Raw genomic sequence first — 20,239 nt, 5'->3', positions numbered from 1 at the left:
CTGACAGGGTGGTCATCCAGCCTAACGCGCCCGAGGGACTCCCCCCGCCCGCGGGAATCTCGATCCGAACCCGATCCGAACCCGATCTAAACCTCCATCGAGCCGCTGGTCCCCTTCCACTCGCCCGGCACCGCCTCCTCGACCCGCTCCGCGCGCCGCTCCTCGCGGGCGTAGAGCACTCCGTACGTGAACCCGTTCTCCCCCGCCGCGTGTGCCACGGCGGACAGCTCGCGCAGGGTCGTCCGGGCCATCACGCTGTCCTGGTGGTCGCCGAGCAGGCTCTGGAGCGACTTCATGGACTTGACCAGGTCCTTGGCCGGACGGCCGAGGGCGGGGACGGAGGTCTCCGCGGCGTACCGCGTGCGCTTGGCCTTCTTGCGGGCCTCGTGCAGGGCGAGGTCGCGGTCCGTGCCCGGCGGCTGCTCCACGGCCTCCTCGATCAGCGCGGACACCTTCGCGAAGTCCTTGCGCACGGCCTTGGCGAGCACCTTCTCCGGCTGCTTGCCGGCCGCCTGCAGCACCGGCGGATCGGCGATCAGCGCGTCCAGGGTATCGAGGAGCGTCAGATAGCGCGCGGAGTCCAGTACGGCGAGCAGCCGGCGCCTCGACCCCTTCTCGCCGGCCTTCGACCAGTGCTGCAGCCGTTCCCGGACCGGGCCGGCGACCAGGGTGGCGGGCAGTGCGTCGAAGGCGGCCTGGAGCCGCTCGGCCAGCACCTCGTGGTCGCGGCCCACGCCCAGCTCCCCGGCCAGCCATTTCAGCTCGGCGGCGATCGGGTCGGTGACGTCCCGGTCGAGGACCCTGCCGAAGGAGCGGAAGGTGCTGCGCAGCCGCCGGGTGGCGACCCGCATGTCGTGCACCGACTCCTCGGCGTCCTGGCGCACCGCCGGGTCCAGCTCGACGATCGCGTCCCGCTGGGCGCGGACGTACGCCATGACGTGGTCCCCGGCGGTGACGGGCTCACCGGGGCCGTGGTCCTCGGGGCGCGGATGTCCGCCCTTGGTCTCCGCGAGCGCCCGCGCCAGCTTCGACGCCGACTTCGACGGCCGTACGCCCGCCTTGCGCAGCCGTTTCTCCACCTTGTCGAGGAGGGCCGGGTCGCCGTCGTCGGCCAGCTCCACCTCGATCTCGCTCCACTGGGCGCTGCCCTGCCCGCCGAACAGCCGCTCCGCCCGTACGGTGTCCACGCTCGCCTCGGCCAGCAGTCTGCCGTCGGCGTCCACGAGGTCCCGTACGTCCCGTGCGGAGCGCAGCCGGACCACCGCCACCAGCTGTCCCTCGCGCACCCGGGAGCGCACCAGTGCGGCCAGCTCGTCCGGGACGGTGTCGGAGAGCGGGGCGCGGATCTCGTCGCGGACCCCGGGGCCGACCGGAAGCTTCAGGTGCCAGCCGGCGTCGGAGCCGCCCGTGCGGCGGCGCAGGGTGATGGCGGCCGAGGCCAGGCGCAGGTCGGAGGTGTCGTAGTAGGTCGCGTCCAGCTCGGCGGTGCCCTTGTCGAGGACGCTCGCCACCCCGGCGACGCCGGTCAGGTCGGGCAGCCCGCTGTCATCGGATTCGTACTTGCGCTCTATCTCGCGTTTCGTCTCCGCCATGAAATGAATCTAGTCGCAGTCAGGCCGTGACGGCAGGGTCAACTTCCGTTGAATTCACGACCAACGGCTGGAAAACCACCGTTTACGCGGACATCGGGCGCTGCACCCGGATCGACTGCAACAGCCCCATCGCCACCCACACGGCGAACATCGACGAGCCGCCGTACGACACGAACGGCAGGGGCAGACCGGTCACCGGCATGATCCCGAGCGTCATCCCGATGTTCTCGAAGGACTGGAAGGCGAACCAGGCCACGATGCCTGCGGCGACGATCGTGCCGTACAGCTCGGTCGTCTCGCGGGCGATGCGGCAGGCGCGCCACAGGATCACCCCGAGGAGCACGATGATCAGGCCCGCGCCGACGAAGCCCAGCTCCTCGCCCGCCACCGTGAAGACGAAGTCCGTCTGCTGCTCGGGGACGAACTGGCCGGTGGTCTGCGAGCCGTGGAACAGGCCCGCGCCGGTCAGCCCGCCGGATCCGATCGCGATGCGCGCCTGGTTGGTGTTGTAGCCGACGCCGGCCGGGTCGAGGCTGGGGTTGGCGAACGCGGCGAAGCGGGCGATCTGGTACTCGTCGAGGATGTGCAGCTGCCAGACGGCGACCGCGCCGGCCGCGCCCGCGCCGAGCAGTCCGAAGACCCAGCGGTTGGAGGCGCCGGAGGCCAGCAGCACCCCCAGCACGATCATCACCATGACCATGACCGACCCGAGGTCGGGCATGAGCATCACGATCAGCATCGGGACGGAGGCGAGACCGAGCGCCTGGACGACCGTGCGGTGGTCCGGGTAGAGCTTGTCGCCGGCGTCGACCCTCGCCGCGAGCAGCATCGACATGCCCAGGATGATCGTGATCTTCACGAACTCCGAGGGCTGGAGCGAGAAGCCGCCGCCGAACACGATCCAGGAGTGCGCGCCGTTGACCGTCGAGCCCAGCGGGGTCAGCACCAGCAGGATGCCGAGCAGCGAGAGGCCGTAGAGGACGGGCACCGCGTTGCGCAGGGTGCGGTGGCCGAGCCAGATGGTGCCGATCATCAGGGCGATCCCGATGCCGGTGTTCATCAGATGGCGGATCAGGAAGTAGTACTGGTCGCCCTGGTTGATCTCGGTGCGGTTGCGGGTCGCGGAGAAGACCAGCACCGAGCCGATCAGGGAGAGGGCGACGGCCGACAGCAGTATCGGCCAGTCCAGCCGGCGGGCCAGCGAGTCACGGGCGAGGACCCGGGTCCAGCCGGCCCGCGCGGGCCCGTATCCGGAGACGGAGAAGCTGTTCACGCCGGTCATGCGAGCGACCTCCTGCCGACCGACCGGCGGCCTGCGGCGCCCCCGCATCCGTCCCGTCGCCGCCGTCGTCGTCTGCGGGTGTTCTGGTTCGTGGTGTTCTGCTGGGTGGTCCCGGCCGGCTGCGAGGCGTCCGGCTCGGGGGCCTTCTCCTGGCTGGCGCGCTGGTCCTTGGCCGGGTCCTTGGCGACCTTCGGGGACGTGATCGTGCCGTCCGCCCGGACGGTCGGCAGGCCCTTCTGCGGGGTGGGCAGCAGGGCGTTCTTCTTGTCGATCGTGCCGTCCGCGGAGACGCCGTAGAGGGCGTTGTAGATGTGGCGCACGGCCTCGCCGGAGGCGCCCGAACCGGTACCGGCCTGGGCGATGGTCATGATGACCGTGTAGTCCTTGCTGTAGGTGGCCAGCCAGGACGTGGTCTGCTTGCCGTAGACCTCCGCGGTACCGGTCTTGGCGTGCAGCTCGATCTTGTCCTGCGGCCAGCCGCCGAACTTCCAGGCGGCCGTACCCCGGGTGACCACGCCCGCGAGGGCGTCGTCCATGCCGGCCAGGGTCGCCTTGCTGATGGGCAGCTTGCCCGACTTCTTCGGCTTGATCTCGGTGACGGTCCTGCCGTCGGCACTGACGATCGCCTTGCCGATGGACGGCTGGTACATGGTGCCGCCGTTGGCGAGGGCGCCGTAGATCACGGCCTCCTGGATCGGCGTGACGAGGGTGTCGCCCTGGCCGATGGAGTAGTTGATCGAGTCGCCCTCACGCATCTTGTTGCCCTCGAGGCAGTTCTCGTAGGCGATCTTCTCGACGTACGTGCCGTTCTTCTTGCCGTACTTGCACCAGGAGGCCTTGTTGGCCTTCCAGTAGGACTCCTTCCACTGGCGGTCCGGGACCCGGCCGGTGACCTCGTTCGGCAGGTCGACGCCGGTCTCCTTGCCGAGGCCGAACTGGTGGGCCGCCTTGTAGAAGTAGTCCTTGGGCTCGCCCTTCTTGGGGTTGATGCCACCGTCCTTCTTCCACTCGCGGTCCGCGAGGGCGTAGAAGACGGTGTCGCAGGACACCTCCAGGGCGCGGCCGAGCGAGATGGGGCCGAAGTTCTCCCCCTCGAAGTTGTTGAAGACCTGGCCGCCCACCGAGTAGGAGCTGGTGCACGGGTAGCCGCCGTCCCAGACGTAGCCGGCCTCGACCGCGGCGGCCGTGGAGACCACCTTGAACGTCGAGCCGGGCGCGGCCTGACCCTGTATGGCCCGGTTGAGCAGCGGGTAGTCGGAGTTCTTCCCGGTGAGCTTCCGGTAGTCCTTGGCGGAGATGCCGCCGACCCAGACGTTCGGGTCGTAGGTGGGCGCGGAGGCCATGGCGACGATCCGGCCGGTCTTGGCCTCCATCACGACGACGGCGCCGGAGTCGGCCTTGTAGTTGGTGCCGGTGATCTTGTCGAACTGCTGGCGGGCGACCTTCATCGCGTTGTTCAGCTCGTACTCGGCGACGCGCTGGACACGGGAGTCGATGCTGGTGACCAGGTTGGAGCCGGGCTGTGCCGGGGTGGCCTCGGCCTGGCCGATGACCCGGCCGAGGTTGTCGACCTCGTAGCGGGTGACGCCGGCCTTGCCGCGCAGCTCCTTGTCGTACTGGCGCTCCAGGCCGGAGCGGCCGACCTGGTCGGAGCGCAGATAGGGCGAGTCGGTGTCCTGGGCCTTGGTGATCTCGTCGTCGGTGACCGGCGAGAGGTAGCCGAGGACCTGGGCGGTGTTGGACTTGCCGGGCGCGGGGTAGCGGCGCACGGCCTCCGGTTCGGCGGTGATGCCGGGGAAGTCCTCGGCGCGCTCACGGATCTGGAGGGCCTGCTTGGCGGTGGCCTCGTCGGTGATGGGGATCGGCTGGTAGGGCGAGCCGTTCCAGCAGGGCTGGGGGGTCTTCGCGTCGCACAGCCGGACCTTCTGCATGACCTCCGTGGGGTCCATGCCGAGGACGCCCGCGAGCTTGGTCAGGACGGCCTTGCCGTCGTCCGGCTGCTTGAGCAGGTCGGTGCGGGAGGCGGAGACCACCAGCCGCGTCTCGTTGTCCGCGAGGGGCACTCCGCGCGCGTCCAGGATGGAGCCGCGCACGGCGGGCTCGACGACCTGCTGGACGTGGTTGCCGGAGGCCTCCTTGGCGTAGGCCGCGCCCTCGCGGATCTGGAGGTACCACAGCCGGCCGCCGAGGGTGCCGAGGAGGGAAAGGACGAGGATCTGGATCACGACGAGCCGGATCTGGACACGTGGCGTCCGGCCGGTCTCGGGAATGTTGGTCACTGCGGCTGCCTCCCCCTCTCAGTGAGCGAACACATGTGCGCGGCTGGGTGTGCGTACGAATGATGAACGAGCGGCCTGTGAGGCCGCGTTCCGCCCAGAGTGACCCGTTCGGGTGAACTCATGCGTTCTCACAGCCGCTTGACCCCCTTGATGCGCCCGGCCCGGGTCGCCCGCGACTTCGCCGCCCTCAGCTTCAGGCCGCCGCGCTGGCCGCCGATCCTCAGGCCCGTCCCGGAGGACAGCCAGCCCGAGGAGATGTCCGAGCCCTTGGACGCGGAGTTGGTCTCCGCGAGCGGGTCGTTCTCGGCCCGCCGGGCCAGGAACATCACGCCCGGGACCACGAAGGGGGCGAGCAGCAGGTCGTACAGGGCGGCCGAGAACAGCAGCCCCGTCAGGCCGACATGACGGGCCGCCGTGTCGCCGACGAGGGCGCCGACGCCCGCGTACAGCAGGGTGGAGCCGACCGCGGCGGCGACCACCACGACCATCGGGCCGGTGGCCGACTTGATCTGCCCGGTCTCCGGCTTGACCAGCCCGGCGAGATAGCCGATCACGCACAGCACCAGGGCGTACCGCCCGGCCGCGTGGTCGGCGGGCGGTGCGAGGTCGGCGAGGAGGCCCGCGCCGAAGCCGATGAGGGCGCCGCCGACATGGCCGTACACCATGGCCAGGCCCAGGACGGTGAGGAGCAGCAGATCGGGGACCGCGCCCGGGAGATGGAGGCGGGCGAGGACGCTCACCTGGATCACCAGGGCGACGACGACCAGCGGGACGGAGAGCAGGATCCGGTTGACGCGCATGGGGGTTGTCAGCTCCTACTGCTGCTCTTGCTGGCCATCGGCGTTCGGGGTCACGGTGACGGTGACCGTCGGGGTGGGCACCGGCTTGGGCTTCGCCGGGAGCACGGTGTCGCGCGGGTCCTTCTTCGGGGTCTCGACGACCACACCGACGACGTCGAGCTTGGTGAAGCTGACGTACGGGGTGACGTAGAGGGTGCGGGTGAGGTCGCCGCCGGAGGGGTCGACCCGGGAGACCACGCCGACCGGGACTCCGGGCACGAACGGCTTGTCGGCCTGGGAGCCGAAGGTGACCAGGCGGTCGCCCTTCTTCACGTCCGCCTTGCCGTTGAGGAGTTCGACGCGCAGCGGGCTGTCGCCCTGTCCGGAGGCGAAGCCGAGTTCGTCGTTGCCCTCCATGCGGGTACCGACGGTGAAGTCGGGGTCGTTGGCGAGGAGCACGGTCGCGGTGTTCGGCCCGACCGTGGTGACCCGGCCGACGAGCCCGTCGCCGTTGAGGACGGTCATGTCGCGCCTGATGCCGTCGCTCGCGCCGACGTCGATGGTGATCGTCCAGGAGAAGCCCTGGGCCGCTCCTATCGCGATGACCTCGGCGCCCTTGATGCCGTACTGGCCCTCGCCGGCGATCTTCAGCATCTTGTCGAGCTGGGCCAGCCGGCTGCGGTTGCGGTCGTCGCTGCCGAGCTTCGCCTTGAGAGCCGCGTTCTCCTTCTCCAGCAGCGCCATCCGGTCGTGGCGCTCACCGGAGTCGCGGACCGCCGAGACGGCGTTGCCGACCGGGTCCACCGCCGAGGACACCCCCTCCTCGATCGGGCCGAAGACCGCGGCCGCGGCCTGCCGGGCACCGTCGACCGGGGAGTCCTCACCGCCGCGGATGTCCACCGTGATCAGTGCGAACGCGATGGCGATCAGCAGCACCAGGAGCAGCCGGCTCTCTCGTGTGTCCCTCACGTGCGGCGGCCGTGCCCTTCCTCGATAGAGAAATCACTACACAGGAATTCGGGTAGCCCCGGGCCAGGATGACCAAGGGCGCTTTGTGGGAGCTTATGCCGGAATATCAACGATCCGCCGCACGAGAGGGGATCATCCCGTACGGCGGAACCGAAGCGTTACGTCATCTGCGGGGCGCGGCGTCCAGAACCTGCTGGAGCGCCTCGAACTCCTCGACGCACTTGCCGGAACCGAGCGCCACGCTGTCCAGCGGGTCCTCGGCGATGTGGATCGGCATACCGGTCTCCCGGCGCAGCCGCTCGTCCAGACCGCGCAGCAGTGCTCCGCCACCGGTCAGAACGATTCCGCGGTCCATGATGTCGCCGGACAGCTCCGGCGGACACTTGTCCAGCGTGGTCTTGACGGCGTCGACGATCGCGTTGACGGGCTCCTCGATCGCCTTGCGCACCTCGGCGGCCGAGATGACGACGGTCTTGGGCAGGCCGGAGACGAGGTCCCGGCCACGGATTTCGGTGTGCTCGTCGGAGTCGAGGTCGTACGCCGAGCCGATGGTGATCTTGATCTGCTCGGCCGTGCGCTCACCCAGCAGGAGGCTGTACTCCTTCTTGATGTGCTGGATGATCGCGTTGTCCAGCTCGTCGCCCGCGACGCGGATGGACTGGGCGGTGACGATGCCGCCGAGCGAGATGACCGCGACCTCCGTGGTGCCGCCGCCGATGTCCACCACCATGTTGCCCGTGGCCTCGTGGACCGGCAGGCCGGAGCCGATGGCCGCGGCCATGGGCTCCTCGATGATGTGCACCTGACGGGCGCCGGCCTGGGTCGACGCCTCGATGACGGCGCGGCGCTCGACGCCCGTGATGCCCGAGGGCACACAGACGACGACCCGCGGACGAGCCAGATACCGCCGCTTGTGGATCTTCAGGATGAAGTAGCGGAGCATCCGCTCGGTGATCTCGAAGTCGGCGATCACGCCGTCCTTCAGCGGCCGCACGGCGACGATGTTGCCCGGCGTGCGCCCGATCATCTTCTTCGCTTCGGCGCCGACCGCGAGGATGCCACCGGTGTTGGTGTTGATCGCGACGACGGACGGCTCGTTGAGTACGATCCCGCGACCCCTGACGTACACCAGCGTGTTGGCGGTCCCGAGGTCGACAGCCATGTCACGGCCGATGAACGACATTGAGTTCCCCATCAGGATTCGACTGGCCTTCCATGAGCTTTTGAGGGCTTTTCAGGTCGGCGAGGTGGGTGCTGTGACGTGAAGGCTTCCATCGTAGACGCGCCTTCTCGGACACTGCGGAAGGGTCCTGGCCATTGTCAGCAGATGCTGTGTGGGTTCGCTTCCGGAGACGGGCGTTCGGGGAGTCTCGTTCCCTCGATCGCCCGTCTCAGTCGTCTCGGAACGGTTACGCGCGCCCCGGGAAGAAGATCTTGATCTCGCGCTCGGCGGACTCCTCGGAGTCGGAGGCGTGGATCAGGTTCTCGCGGACGATGACGCCGTAGTCGCCGCGGATCGAGCCGGGAGCGGCCGCGATCGGGTCGGTCGGGCCGGCCAGCGCGCGCACACCCTCGACGACCCGGTCGCCCTCGACGATCAGGGCGACGACCGGACCGGACGCCATGAACTCCACCAGCGGCTCGTAGAAGGGCTTGCCCTTGTGCTCGCCGTAGTGCTGCTCCAGCGTGTCCTGATCCAGGGTGCGCAGCTCCAGCGCGGTGATCCGCCAGCCCGCCTTGCGCTCGATACGGCTGATGATCTCGCCGGTCAGGCCGCGACGGACCGCGTCGGGCTTGAGGAGGACGAGGGTGCGCTGGCTCACGGGAGACTCCTTAGGGACTGCTGAGGTGCACTACTGCCGGGGTGCGGTGGGACGAGATTACAGGGCGTGTCCGTGAACCTGTCACACAGCGTCAGCAGGATCGGCGGTCAGGTCCCGGCCTGTGCCGCGAAGCGGGCCTTCGCCTCCTCGACCTTGCGCCCATAGTGCACCGAGGCCCACCACAGGCCGGCGAACAGCACCCCGATGACGAACATCATCGGGACGAAGAAACCGGACGCGACCAGCGCGATCTGGAGCGCCCAGCCGAGGGCGACGCCCCCGGGCCGGGTCACCACGCCGCACAGCAGCACACTGAGGAACATCGCGATCCCGCACACCGTCCACACCGTGGTCATGGACAGGTCGGGGTCCTTCATGGCGACCAGACCGGCGAATCCGATGATGAAGAACTCGCCGATCAGGGTCGAGGAACAGAGCGTACGCATGGCGGGGGTGTTCAGCCCTTCCCGAGGAGCAGCCGGGCCTCGCCGACCGTGATGACGGAACCGGTGACCAGCACGCCGCCGCCGGCGAACTCGCCCTCCTCCTCGGCGAGCGTGATCGCCGCCTCCAGGGCGTCCGGCAGCCGCGGCTCGACCTGGACGCGCTCGTCGCCGAACACCTCCACGGCGATCGCGGCCAACTCGTCGGCGTCCATGGCGCGCTGGCTGGAGTTCTGGGTGACGACGACCTCCGCGAAGATCGGCTCGAAGGCCTCCAGGACCCCGCGGACGTTCTTGTCGCCGCTGGCCCCGACCACGCCGATCAGCCGGCTGAAGTCGAAGGCCTCGCCGATGGCGTCGGCGGTCACCCGTGCGCCGGCCGGGTTGTGGGCGGCGTCCAGGACGACGGTCGGGGAGCGCCGTACGACCTCCAGCCGGCCCGGCGAGGACACGGCCGCGAAGGCCTTGCGGACCGCGTCGATGTCGAGCGGTTCGGGCCGCTGGGAGCCGACGCCGAAGAACGCCTCCACGGCGGCGAGCGCGACGGCCGCGTTGTGCGCCTGGTGCTCGCCGTGCAGCGGGAGGTACACCTCGGGGTACTCGCCGCCCAGCCCACGCAGGGTGACCAGCTGTCCGCCGACGGCGACCTGGCGCGCCACGACACCGAACTCCAGCCCCTCGCGGGCCACGGTGGCGTCGACCTCGACGGCCTTCTTCAGCAGCACCTGGGCCGCGTCGACCGGCTGCTGGGCCAGGATGACCGTGGCGTCCTGCTTGATGATCCCGCCCTTCTCCCCCGCGATCTCGCCCGGGGTCTCCCCCAGCCGGTCGGTGTGGTCGAGGTCGATGGGCGTGACCACGGCGACATCGCCGTCGATGACGTTGGTGGCGTCCCAGGAGCCGCCCATGCCGACCTCGACGACGGCGACGTCGACCGGGGCGTCCGCGAAGGCCGCGTACGCCATACCGGTCAGCACCTCGAAGAAGGACAGCCGGTACTCCTGCTGGGAGTCGACCATCTCGACGTACGCCTTGATGTCGTCGTACGTCTCGATGAAGCGCTCGGCGGAGATCGGGGCGCCGTCGAGGCTGATGCGCTCGGTGATGGACTGCACGTGGGGGGAGGTGTAGCGGCCGGTGCGCAGGTCGAAGGCGCCGAGGAGGGCCTCGATCATGCGGGCGGTGGAGGTCTTGCCGTTGGTGCCCGTGATGTGGATCGAGGGATACGTCCGCTGCGGCTCGCCCAGGACGTCCATCAGCGCGGCGATCCGGCTGACGGACGGCTCCAGCTTGGTCTCGCCCCAGCGGGTGGCCAGGTCGGCCTCGACCGCGCGGAGGGCCTTGTCGACCTCGGGGTCCTCGGGGCGGGTCGGGACGTCAGCGCTCGGGGCTGCGCCCTGGGTGCGCAGGGTGCGGCTGCCGGCCTCGATGACCGCGAGATCGGGGTCTCGGTCGGTCTCGGCCTCGATGATCTCGTCGAAGGAGTCGCTGTCGCTCACGGGGTTCAGTCTAGGCCGGTGGCCCACGGAGGAGGGTGGCTGGTCACGTACGGCGGGCGCGGGGAGTCTGTGGCTGGTCGCACAGTTCCCCGCGCCCCTGGGTCGGCTACTGCTGGGGCAGCCTTTCCAGCTGGGCCCCGATGCGGGCGATGTCCTCGTCCGCCTTCGCCAGGCGGCCCCGGATCTTGTCGACCACGTTGTCCGGGGCCTTCGCCAGGAACGCCTCGTTGCCGAGCTTGGCGTTCGCCTGGGCCTTCTCCTTCTCGGCCGCCGCGAGGTCCTTGGCGAGGCGCTTGCGCTCCGCCGCCACGTCGATCGTGCCGGAGAGGTCCAGGGCGACCGTGGCGCCGGCGACCGGGAGGGTGGCGGTGGCCGAGAAGGCCTCGCCCTCCGGCTGGAGGCGCAGGAGCTGACGGATGGCGGCCTCGTGGGGCGCCAGCGCCGTGCCGTCGAGGGTCAGGCGGGCCGGGACGCGCTGGCCGGGCTGGAGGCCCTGGTCGGCGCGGAAGCGGCGGACCTCGGTGATCACCGACTGGAGGCTCTCGATCTCCTGTTCGGCGGCCGGGTCCCGGAAGCCCGAGTCGGTCGGCCAGTCGGCGATGACGATGGACTCGCCGCCGGTCAGCGTGGTCCAGAGGGTCTCGGTGACGAACGGGACCACCGGGTGCAGCAGCTTCAGGGTGACGTCGAGGACCTCCCCGAGGACGCGCTGGGAGACCTTCGCGGGCTCGCCGCCCGCCTGGAACGTCGTCTTGGACAGCTCGACGTACCAGTCGAAGACCTCGTCCCAGGCGAAGTGGAAGAGGGCGTCGGAGAGCTTGGCGAACTGGAAGTCCTCGTAGAACGCGTCGACTTCGGAGACGACGGAGTTCAGACGGGAGAGGATCCAGCGGTCGGTCGCCGACATCTTCGACGGGTCCGGCAGGGGGCCGTCCACCGTCGCGCCGTTCATCAGCGCGAAGCGGGTCGCGTTCCAGATCTTGTTGGCGAAGTTGCGGGAGCCCTGGACCCAGTCCTCGCCGATCGGGACGTCGACGCCCGGGTTGGCGCCGCGCGCGAGGGTGAAGCGGAGCGCGTCGGAGCCGTACTTGTCCATCCAGTCCAGCGGGTTGACCGCGTTGCCGAAGGACTTGGACATCTTCTTGCCGAACTGGTCGCGGACCATGCCGTGCAGGGCGATGGTGTGGAACGGCGGGGTGCCGTCCATCGCGTACAGGCCGAACATCATCATCCGGGCGACCCAGAAGAAGAGGATGTCGTAGCCGGTGACCAGGACGGAGTTCGGGTAGAACTTCGCGAGCGACTCGGTCTGTTCGGGCCAGCCCAGGGTGGAGAAGGGCCACAGGCCGGAGGAGAACCAGGTGTCGAGGACGTCGGTGTCCTGGCGCCAGCCCTCGCCGGTCGGCGCCTCGTCGTCGGGGCCGACGCAGACGACCTCGCCGTCGGGCCCGTACCAGACCGGGATGCGGTGGCCCCACCACAACTGACGCGAGATGCACCAGTCGTGGAGGTTGTCGACCCAGTCGAAGTACCGCTTCTCCATCTCCTGCGGGTGGATCTTGACGCGGCCGTCACGGACCGCGTCACCGGCGGCCTTGGCGAGCGGGCCGACCTTGACCCACCACTGCATGGACAGGCGCGGCTCGATGGTGGTCTTGCAGCGCGAGCAGTGGCCGACGCTGTGGACGTACGGCCGCTTCTCGGCGACGATCCGGCCCTCGGCTCGCAGAGCGGCGACGATGGCGGAGCGGGCCTCGAGCCGGTCCAGGCCCTGGAAGGGGCCGTGGGCGGTGATGACGGCGTGCTCGTCCATGATCGTGATGGACGGCAGGTCGTGGCGCTGGCCGATCTCGAAGTCGTTCGGGTCGTGCGCCGGGGTCACCTTGACGGCGCCGGTGCCGAACTCCGGGTCGACGTGGGTGTCCGCGACGACCGGGATGGAACGGTCCGTCAGCGGCAGCCGGATCAGCTTGCCGATCAGGTGCTGGTAGCGCTCGTCGTCGGGGTGGACGGCGACGGCCGTGTCACCGAGCATCGTCTCGGCGCGGGTGGTGGCGACGACGATGGTGTCGTCGCCCTCGCCGTACTTCATGGAGACGAGCTCGCCGTCGTCGTCCTGGTACTCGACCTCGATGTCCGAGATGGCGGTCAGACAGCGCGGGCACCAGTTGATGATGCGCTCGGCGCGGTAGATCAGCTCGTCGTCGTAGAGCCGCTTGAAGATGGTCTGGACGGCCTGGGAGAGGCCCTCGTCCATGGTGAAGCGCTCACGGGACCAGGCGACGCCGTCGCCGAGGCGGCGCATCTGGCCGCTGATCTGGCCGCCGGACTCGCCCTTCCACTGCCAGACGCGCTCGACGAACGCCTCCCGGCCGAGGTCGTGGCGGGACTTGCCCTCCTTGCCCAGCTCGCGCTCGACGACGTTCTGCGTGGCGATGCCGGCGTGGTCCATGCCGGGCTGCCACAGCGTCTCGAAGCCCTGCATGCGCTTGCGGCGGGTGAGGGCGTCGATGAGCGTGTGCTCGAAGGCGTGGCCCAGGTGCAGGCTGCCCGTGACGTTCGGCGGCGGGATGACGATGGTGTACGGCGGCTTGTCGCTCTTCTCGTCCGCCTCGAAGTAACCCCGCTCCACCCAGCGCTCGTACAGCGGCCCCTCTACGTCGGCCGGCGCGTACTGGGTCGGCAGTTCGGTGTGGGGCGCTGATGGCTGCTGATGAGCGTTCTCGGTCACGGGGCCAGTTTAGGGGTGTCACGGCGCCGTCCCGAAACGTGTTTGCCTTGTAACGGTCGGGGCCCCGCCGCCTGGCAGGTACTGAGTTTGAGCCAAGATGTGAAAATCACATAAGCATCTGGAGGGGAACCCAGAATGAGTCACCACCAGCCGGGCCCGTACGGCGGGCAGCCCCCGCAGCCCGGACCGTACGGCGGCCAGCCCGGCCCCTACGGCCAGCCCCCGCAGGCGCCCCAGCCCGGCTACGGCTACCCCCAGCAGCCCCCGGCCCCGCAGCCCGGTTACGGCTACCCGACGCAGCCCCCGCAGGCCGGTCCCTACGGTCAGCCCCCGCAGGCGGGACCGTACGGCCAGCAGCCCCCGACCGTGGGCTACGCCCAGCAGCCTCCCTACGGCCAGGCCCCCTACGGCGTCCCGCAGCCCCCGGTGCCCGGCGGCGGCAAGAAGAGGACCGGCATCGTCATCGGCTCGGTCGCCGTGGTCGCGGCCCTCGGCGTGGGCGCGTTCTTCGTCCTCGGCACGGGCAGCGCCTCGGGCGGCATCGAGGACGACGGCGCCCACAAGCTGGCCACTCCGGCCACCGTGCTCTCCGACTACAAGCGGGCCTCCGACGACGGCGCGAGCGCCGGTGACGACTCCGCGTCCGATCTGGAGAAGAGCGGCGTCAAGAACGGCAAGACCGTGCTCGGCATCTACTCGACGGCCGACCTGAGCGGCTACGACCCCTCCGACCCGAGCACCGCGCCCGACGCGACCGAGCTCGCCACCGCCAAGGGCATCACCTTCGCCGGTGCGTACGGCACGATCGCCGACCCCGAGAAGGCGCTGGACACGTTCTTCGCCAACTTCAAGAAGTCCTCCGAGGAGAGCTCCTCCTCCGGCAGCAGCGGCTCGGAGGCCAAGCTGGTCGGCGAGCCCGAGGAGGTCGACCTCGACGGCGCGGTCATGAAGTGCCAGGCGGCCACCGGCACGAACGTCGCGACCAAGCAGGAGAAGACCGACTGGTTCTGCGCCTGGGCCGACTACAGCACCATCGCCATGGTCTCGCCGGGTGACACCACGAAGGGCATCACCAAGGACGTGGCGGCCGACATCACCACGAAGCTGCGCGACGAGGTCCGGGTCAAGGCATGACCCCCCGGCAGTACATGCGAAGGGGCCCCGGTCGGTCGACCGGGGCCCCTTCGCATGTGCTCGCTCTGCCTCACGCCGTCTTCTGCTCGCCCGGTCCCCGGCCGCCGCGGGCCTCGCGGGGGATCAGGGTCGGGTTGACGTTGGAGTGGACGACGTCGGCGGTGATGACCACGCGGGCCACGTCCTTGCGGGACGGGACCTCGTACATCACCGACATCAGGACCTCCTCCATGATGGCGCGCAGACCGCGGGCGCCGGTCTGGCGGAGGATGGCCTGGTCGGCGATGGCCTCCAGCGCCTCGCGCTCGAAGTCCAGCTCCACGCCGTCGAGTTCGAAGAGCCGCTGGTACTGCTTGACCAGCGCGTTGCGCGGCTCGACCAGGATCTGGAGCAGGGCCTCGCGGTCGAGGTTGTGGACGCTGGTGATGACGGGGAGACGGCCGATGAACTCCGGGATCATGCCGAACTTGACCAGGTCCTCGGGCATGACGTCCTCGAACTGGTCCTTGGCCTCCAGCTCCCGCTTGGAGCGGATCGTCGCGCCGAAGCCGATGCCCTTGGCGCCGGCCCGGGACTCGATGATCTTCTCCAGGCCCGCGAAGGCGCCGCCCACGATGAACAGCACGTTCGTCGTGTCGATCTGGATGAACTCCTGGTGCGGGTGCTTGCGCCCGCCCTGCGGCGGGACGGAGGCCGTGGTGCCCTCCAGGATCTTCAGCAGCGCCTGCTGGACCCCCTCACCGCTCACGTCACGCGTGATGGAGGGGTTTTCGCTCTTCCGGGCGACCTTGTCGATCTCATCGATGTAGATGATCCCGGTCTCGGCCTTCTTGACGTCGTAGTCGGCGGCCTGGATGAGCTTGAGGAGGATGTTCTCGACGTCCTCGCCGACGTACCCCGCCTCGGTCAGCGCCGTGGCGTCGGCGATGGCGAACGGCACGTTCAGCATGCGGGCGAGGGTCTGGGCGAGGAGGGTCTTGCCCGAGCCCGTGGGGCCGAGCAGAAGGATGTTGGACTTCGCCAACTCGATGGCGTCCTCGCGGCTTTGCCCGCCGCCGTTCTCACCGGCCTGGACCCGCTTGTAGTGGTTGTACACCGCGACCGAGAGGGCCTTCTTCGCGGCCTCCTGGCCGACGACGTACCCCTCCAGGAACTCGTAGATCTCGCGGGGCTTGGGGAGTTCCTCCCAGCGCACCTCGCTCGTCTCGGCGAGTTCCTCCTCGATGATCTCGTTGCAGAGATCGATGCACTCGTCGCAGATGTACACACCGGGCCCTGCGATGAGCTTCTTGACCTGCTTCTGGCTCTTGCCGCAGAACGAGCACTTGAGCAGATCGCCGCCGTCACCGATGCGTGCCACGGTGTGCTTCCCCTTCGCCTGGGAGACGCCTGGACACTTTCGAATCCAGCGGCTCCTGGTGCTGCCTTATTCCGACGGTACCTTGCCGGGACCCCCGTTCGGGCCCCCCTTGGCACGGTTCACTTCCGCGTGGACCGTGTCACACCGCGCCAAGGGGTACGGACGAGAGGGCCCAGTGCGTCAACGCAGAGAGCTGTTGTTCATCTTCCGGGTGGAGATGATCTGGTCGATCAGGCCGTACGACAGGGCGTCCTCGGCCGTGAGGATCTTGTCGCGCTCGATGTCCTCGCGGATCTTCTCGATCGGCGTGGTCGAGTGCTTGGCCAGCATCTCCTCCAGCTGCGCACGCATCCGGAGGATCTCGTTGGCGGCGATCTCCAGGTCGGAGACCTGACCGCGGCCCGTCTCACTGTACGGCTGGTGGATCAGCACGCGCGCGTTCGGCAGGGCCATGCGCTTGCCCGGCGTACCGGCCGCCAGCAGGATCGCGGCGGCGGAGGCCGCCTGGCCCATGCAGACCGTCTGGATGTCGGGCTTGACGAACTGCATGGTGTCGTAGATCGCCGTCAGCGCGGTGAAGGAACCGCCGGGGCTGTTGATGTAGACCGAGATGTCCCGGTCGGGGTCCATCGACTCCAGGCACAGCAGCTGCGCCATGACGTCGTTGGCGGAGGCGTCGTCGATCTGCACGCCGAGGAAGATCACGCGCTCCTCGAAGAGCTTCGCGTACGGGTCGTACTCGCGGATGCCCTGGGAGGTGCGCTCGACGAAGCGGGGGATGACGTAGCGGGACTCGGCGCGGGGGCCGGTGTACTCGGCCGCCGTGCGGGCGTTGAGGCCGCTGCCGGGGAAGTCGTTCACGGTGTCTCCTGGAGAGAGGGTGGGGCGGTGGGCTGGGAGGGGCGGGCGGGACTCTGACGGCAGGATCCCTCTGGGTCTTCGACGGCGGCGTCCTCACGGTCCCGGTGACCTCGGCCGTTCCGTTGGCCTCGGCCGTTCCGTCGGCCTTGGTCCTTCCGGTGGCCTCGGCCGGTTCCCGGTCGGATCCACGAGGGCCTCGGGGACTCCGTGGGGCCCTGACGGGCTCCACGGGCTCCACGGGGGCCTCGGGGCTCCGTGGCGGTCTCGTGACCCCTGCGGGGGCCGTGGAGGCCTTCACGGGGCTCGTGGGGCCTTACGGGGCCTGCCGAGCTCCCGCGGGACCTGTGGGCCTCCCGGGGCCGGTGGCCCCTTCCGGGGCCGGTGAGCCCTTCCGGGCCGGCCCTTGCGGGACGTGAGGCCCTGCGGGGACCACGGGCCGCCGCGGGGCGGGACCGTCGGACTGCCGCGATGCCGGGACCGGTGAGGTCCGGCGACACCCACCGGTCAAGTCTCCATCGACTGCGGTGGGATCGTGCGAAGGGGACCGGTGCCGTCGGTCGTGGTCCTACGCCGCCCCGGTACCGCCACCGCCCGGCATGCCCGCGGCCGTGGGGATGACGTCGTCGATGAGGCCGTACTCCTTGGCCTCGAACGCGTCGAACCAGCGGTCGCGGTCCGAGTCACGGGTGATCTGCTCGACCGACTGGCCGGTGTGCTGCGAGGTGAGCTCGGCCATGCGCTTCTTGGTGTGCAGCAGCCGCTCGGCGTGGATCTTGATGTCCGAGGCCGAGCCGGCCAGGCCGGCGGAGGGCTGGTGGATCAGGATCTCGGCGTTCGGCAGCGCGAAACGCTTGCCGGGCGTGCCCGCGCTGAGCAGGAACTGACCCATCGAGGCGGCGAGGCCCATGGCGATGGTCACCACGTCGTTCTTGATGAACTGCATGGTGTCGTAGATCGCCATGCCGGCCGTGATCGAGCCGCCGGGGCTGTTGATGTACAGGTAGATGTCCTTGTCCGGGTCCGCGGCAAGGAGCAGCAGCTGTGCGGTGATCTTGTTCGCGATGTCGTCGTCGACCGGCTGGCCGAGGAAGATGATCCGCTCGCCGAGCAGCCGGTTGTAGACCTGGTCGCCGAGGCCACCACCGATAGAGGGCTCGCCGGCGGCGTAGGGCATCAGATTCGTCACGTCTCCACCTGCTCGTCTTACGACGGCGCCGGGCCGTCTCACGTGTACTGCCGGGGGCAACGGGGACTCCCCTGCCCTCGTATTCATGGACCCTAACGCGCGGGTCCCGCCGGAGAATCCCGGAGAGGTGGGTGTTCGCCGGGGGCGTAGCGGCGCGTAGTCGCGCGAGTAACGGAACGGGCCCCGGAACACAGGGTTCCGGGGCCCGTCACAGCGAAGCGGCGGTGCGGATCAGGCGTCGGCCTTCTCGTCACCCTCGGCCTCGGTCTCGGCGGCACCCTCGACGGCCTCGACCGTCTCGGTGGCGGCCTCGACCTCGTCCTCGTCGTCCAGGTCGATGACCTCGCCGTTGGTGTCCTTGACCGTGGCGGACTCGACGACCGTGGCCAGGGCCTTGCCGCGGGCGACCTCGCCGACCAGCAGCGGAACCTGGCCGCCCTCGACGACCGCCTGGGCGAACTGGTCGGGGGACATGCCGGAGGAGGCGGCGCGGCGCATGAGGTGCTCGGTGAGCTCCTCCTGGTTCACGTTCAGCTTCTCGCGCTTGACGAGCTCGTCCAGGACGAACTGGGTCTTGATGCCCTTGACCGCGGCCTCACGGGTCTCGGTGTCGAACTCCTCGGCGGTCTTGCCCTGGATCTCCAGGTACTTGTCGAGGGTCAGGCCCATCTGGCCGAGCTGGTGGTGCTCCAGGTTGTGCTTGCGGGTGTTGATCTCGTCCTCGAGCAGCTTCTCGGGGACGGGCACCTCGACGAGCTCCAGCAGCTTCTCCAGGACGCGCTCCTGGGCCTGCGTGGCCTGGTCGTACTGCTTCATGTTCTCGAGGCGCTTGCGGCTGTCCGCACGCAGCTCCTCCAGGGTGTCGAACTCGGAGGCGAGCTGCGCGAACTCGTCGTCCAGCTCGGGCAGTTCGCGGGCGGCGACCTGGGTGACCTTGACGGTGACCTCGGCCTCCTTGCCGGCCGCGGAGCCGCCCTTGAGCTCGGAGGTGAAGGTGGCCTCGCCACCGGCCTCCAGGCCCTTCACGGCGTCGTCGATGCCCTCGAGGAGCTCGCCGGAGCCGATCGTGTAGGAGACGCCCTCGGCGACGCCGTCCTCCAGGACCTCGCCGTCGACCTTGGCCTGCAGGTCCACGGTCACGACGTCGCCGTCCTCGGCGGCGCGCTCGACCGGGGAGGTGGAGGCGAAGCGCTCACGGAGCTGCTCGACCGACTTGTCGATGTCCTCCTCGTCGACCTCGACGGCGTCGACCTCGACCTCGATGGAGGAGAAGTCCTCGGGGAGCTCCAGGGCGGGGCGGACGTCGACCTCGGCGGTGAAGTTCAGCGTCTCGCCGTCCTTCAGCTCCGTGATGTCGACCTCGGGCTGGCCGAGGACGTCGATCTCGGCGGTGTTGACCGCCTCGGTGTAGAACTTCGGAAGCGCGTCGTTGACCGCCTCCTCCAGGACCGCACCGCGGCCGAACCGCTGGTCGATGACCCGGGCCGGGATCTTGCCCTTGCGGAAGCCCTTCACCGTGACCTGCTGGTTGATCTTCTTGTACGCCGCGTCGAGGCTGTCCTTGAGCTCCTCGAAGGGCACCTCGACAGTGAGCCGAACCCGAGTCGGGTTCAGGGTCTCCACGGCGCTCTTCACGGTTCGGTCTCCTTGTGGCTGACTTCTTGGGGTTCGCCGGAGCCCGACAGGCCCGGCGATTCGCCGCCCGGGGGAGTTCACCGGCCGGGGTGGGCCGGGACACACGAGCGCGCAGCTTGCATAGTAACCGCAGCGGGTGAGCCACCCAAAAGTCGATCACCGGCCAGGTGCGGGTCGTGATCGCGCAGGTGGACGGCGCGGATGATCGCGAAGGTGGTCGGGGTGGCGGGATTTGAACCCACGGCCTTCCGCTCCCAAAGCGGACGCGCTACCAAGCTGCGCCACACCCCGTCTGGTGCGAGACGTAGGGTACATGCCCGCAGGCCGCCTGACCGCCGCATTTACGGAGCACCGGGAGCGGGCGGGACGCGCGCACCGGGAAGGGATGTGCGGGCGGCGGCGTCGACCCGCTACGATGCGTGCAGCGCCGCGCTCTGCTGACCTGCGGCGCACCCTGTGCGGGCGTAGCTCAATGGTAGAGCCCTAGTCTTCCAAACTAGCTACGCGGGTTCGATTCCCGTCGCCCGCTCTGTACGCCGAAGGCCCGGGCGGGAGGCTGGTTTCCTCCCCCGGGCCTTCAGTGCGTCCCGGGGTCGCCGCTACCCTCGGGTGCAGGGCGGGTCGCACAGACGGGGGGCTGCGGTGGTCGAGCTGGGGATCCTGTTC

At 69.5% G+C, this 20,239-nt stretch carries 15 protein-coding genes and 2 tRNA genes; 2 read left to right on the top strand and 15 right to left on the bottom strand.

Annotated features, from left to right (window positions below; genetic code table 11):
- Positions 1-86: 86 nt before the first annotated feature.
- The 10 genes from AQJ64_RS33170 to AQJ64_RS33125 all read right to left on the bottom strand — a co-directional run bounded on the left by AQJ64_RS33170 (position 87) and on the right by AQJ64_RS33125 (position 13,397).
- Entirely contained in the window at positions 87-1,592 is a 1,506-nt protein-coding gene (locus AQJ64_RS33170) for a CYTH and CHAD domain-containing protein (RefSeq protein ID WP_055631764.1), read from the bottom strand.
- Positions 1,593-1,674: 82 nt separating this feature from the next.
- Positions 1,675-2,874 carry a rod shape-determining protein RodA gene (gene rodA, locus AQJ64_RS33165; protein WP_055631763.1) on the bottom strand — a complete coding sequence of 400 codons (1,200 nt, stop codon included), beginning with the start codon at positions 2,872-2,874 and terminating at the stop codon, positions 1,675-1,677.
- The gene (mrdA, locus tag AQJ64_RS33160; protein WP_055631762.1) at positions 2,871-5,153 is read right to left on the bottom strand and encodes a penicillin-binding protein 2; all 2,283 of its coding nucleotides are present in this window, start codon (positions 5,151-5,153) and stop codon (positions 2,871-2,873) included. The genes rodA and mrdA overlap by 4 nt, the downstream gene beginning before the upstream one ends.
- Positions 5,154-5,281: 128 nt before the next feature.
- Entirely contained in the window at positions 5,282-5,953 is a 672-nt protein-coding gene (gene mreD, locus AQJ64_RS33155) for a rod shape-determining protein MreD (RefSeq protein ID WP_055631761.1), read from the bottom strand.
- A gap of 15 nt (positions 5,954-5,968) precedes the next feature.
- Positions 5,969-6,901: a rod shape-determining protein MreC gene (gene mreC / locus AQJ64_RS33150; protein ID WP_055631760.1), complete on the bottom strand. Its 933-nt coding sequence runs from the start codon at positions 6,899-6,901 to the stop codon at positions 5,969-5,971.
- A gap of 163 nt (positions 6,902-7,064) precedes the next feature.
- A complete protein-coding gene (locus tag AQJ64_RS33145; RefSeq protein ID WP_030779466.1) occupies positions 7,065-8,084 on the bottom strand; it encodes a rod shape-determining protein in 1,020 nt (339 codons plus the stop codon).
- A 226-nt stretch (positions 8,085-8,310) separates the two neighbouring features.
- Entirely contained in the window at positions 8,311-8,724 is a 414-nt protein-coding gene (gene ndk, locus AQJ64_RS33140; RefSeq protein WP_055631759.1) for a nucleoside-diphosphate kinase, read from the bottom strand.
- Positions 8,725-8,831: 107 nt separating this feature from the next.
- The gene (locus AQJ64_RS33135; RefSeq protein ID WP_055631758.1) at positions 8,832-9,170 is read right to left on the bottom strand and encodes a DUF4233 domain-containing protein; all 339 of its coding nucleotides are present in this window, start codon (positions 9,168-9,170) and stop codon (positions 8,832-8,834) included.
- A gap of 11 nt (positions 9,171-9,181) precedes the next feature.
- Positions 9,182-10,666 (bottom strand): bifunctional tetrahydrofolate synthase/dihydrofolate synthase, encoded by a 1,485-nt coding sequence (folC, locus tag AQJ64_RS33130; protein WP_055631757.1) that lies wholly within the window; start codon positions 10,664-10,666, stop codon positions 9,182-9,184.
- Positions 10,667-10,772: 106 nt separating this feature from the next.
- Positions 10,773-13,397, bottom strand: coding sequence for a valine--tRNA ligase (locus AQJ64_RS33125; RefSeq protein ID WP_055631756.1), 2,625 nt, complete (start codon positions 13,395-13,397; stop codon positions 10,773-10,775).
- Positions 13,398-13,532: 135 nt separating this feature from the next.
- On the opposite strand from AQJ64_RS33125, the gene AQJ64_RS33120 reads away from it, so the two are divergent.
- Positions 13,533-14,531: a proline-rich domain-containing protein gene (locus AQJ64_RS33120; RefSeq protein WP_059203246.1), complete on the top strand. Its 999-nt coding sequence runs from the start codon at positions 13,533-13,535 to the stop codon at positions 14,529-14,531.
- A 70-nt stretch (positions 14,532-14,601) separates the two neighbouring features.
- Here the strand turns inward: AQJ64_RS33120 and clpX are convergent, their stop codons facing one another.
- The 5 genes from clpX to AQJ64_RS33095 form a co-directional block, all read right to left on the bottom strand.
- Positions 14,602-15,891: an ATP-dependent Clp protease ATP-binding subunit ClpX gene (gene clpX, locus AQJ64_RS33115; protein WP_055635084.1), complete on the bottom strand. Its 1,290-nt coding sequence runs from the start codon at positions 15,889-15,891 to the stop codon at positions 14,602-14,604.
- 180 nt (positions 15,892-16,071) lie between these two features.
- Positions 16,072-16,752 carry an ATP-dependent Clp protease proteolytic subunit gene (locus AQJ64_RS33110; protein WP_059203245.1) on the bottom strand — a complete coding sequence of 227 codons (681 nt, stop codon included), beginning with the start codon at positions 16,750-16,752 and terminating at the stop codon, positions 16,072-16,074.
- A gap of 565 nt (positions 16,753-17,317) precedes the next feature.
- Complete coding sequence (locus AQJ64_RS33105; protein ID WP_030967072.1) at positions 17,318-17,926, bottom strand: ATP-dependent Clp protease proteolytic subunit; 609 nt, start codon at positions 17,924-17,926, stop codon at positions 17,318-17,320.
- A 243-nt stretch (positions 17,927-18,169) separates the two neighbouring features.
- Positions 18,170-19,573 (bottom strand): trigger factor, encoded by a 1,404-nt coding sequence (tig, locus tag AQJ64_RS33100; protein WP_055635085.1) that lies wholly within the window; start codon positions 19,571-19,573, stop codon positions 18,170-18,172.
- A 214-nt stretch (positions 19,574-19,787) separates the two neighbouring features.
- Positions 19,788-19,864: transfer RNA gene (locus AQJ64_RS33095), tRNA-Pro, on the bottom strand.
- Positions 19,865-20,031: 167 nt separating this feature from the next.
- Here AQJ64_RS33095 and AQJ64_RS33090 point away from each other — a divergent pair.
- A tRNA-Gly gene (locus AQJ64_RS33090) sits at positions 20,032-20,102 on the top strand.
- Positions 20,103-20,239: the final 137 nt, after the last annotated feature.

It is taken from the genome of Streptomyces griseoruber (assembly GCF_001514205.1).
GTDB classification, from domain to species: domain Bacteria; phylum Actinomycetota; class Actinomycetes; order Streptomycetales; family Streptomycetaceae; genus Streptomyces; species Streptomyces griseoruber.
Note: the sequence above shows the minus strand (reverse complement) of the source record. Positions and strands in the feature narration are given on the sequence as shown.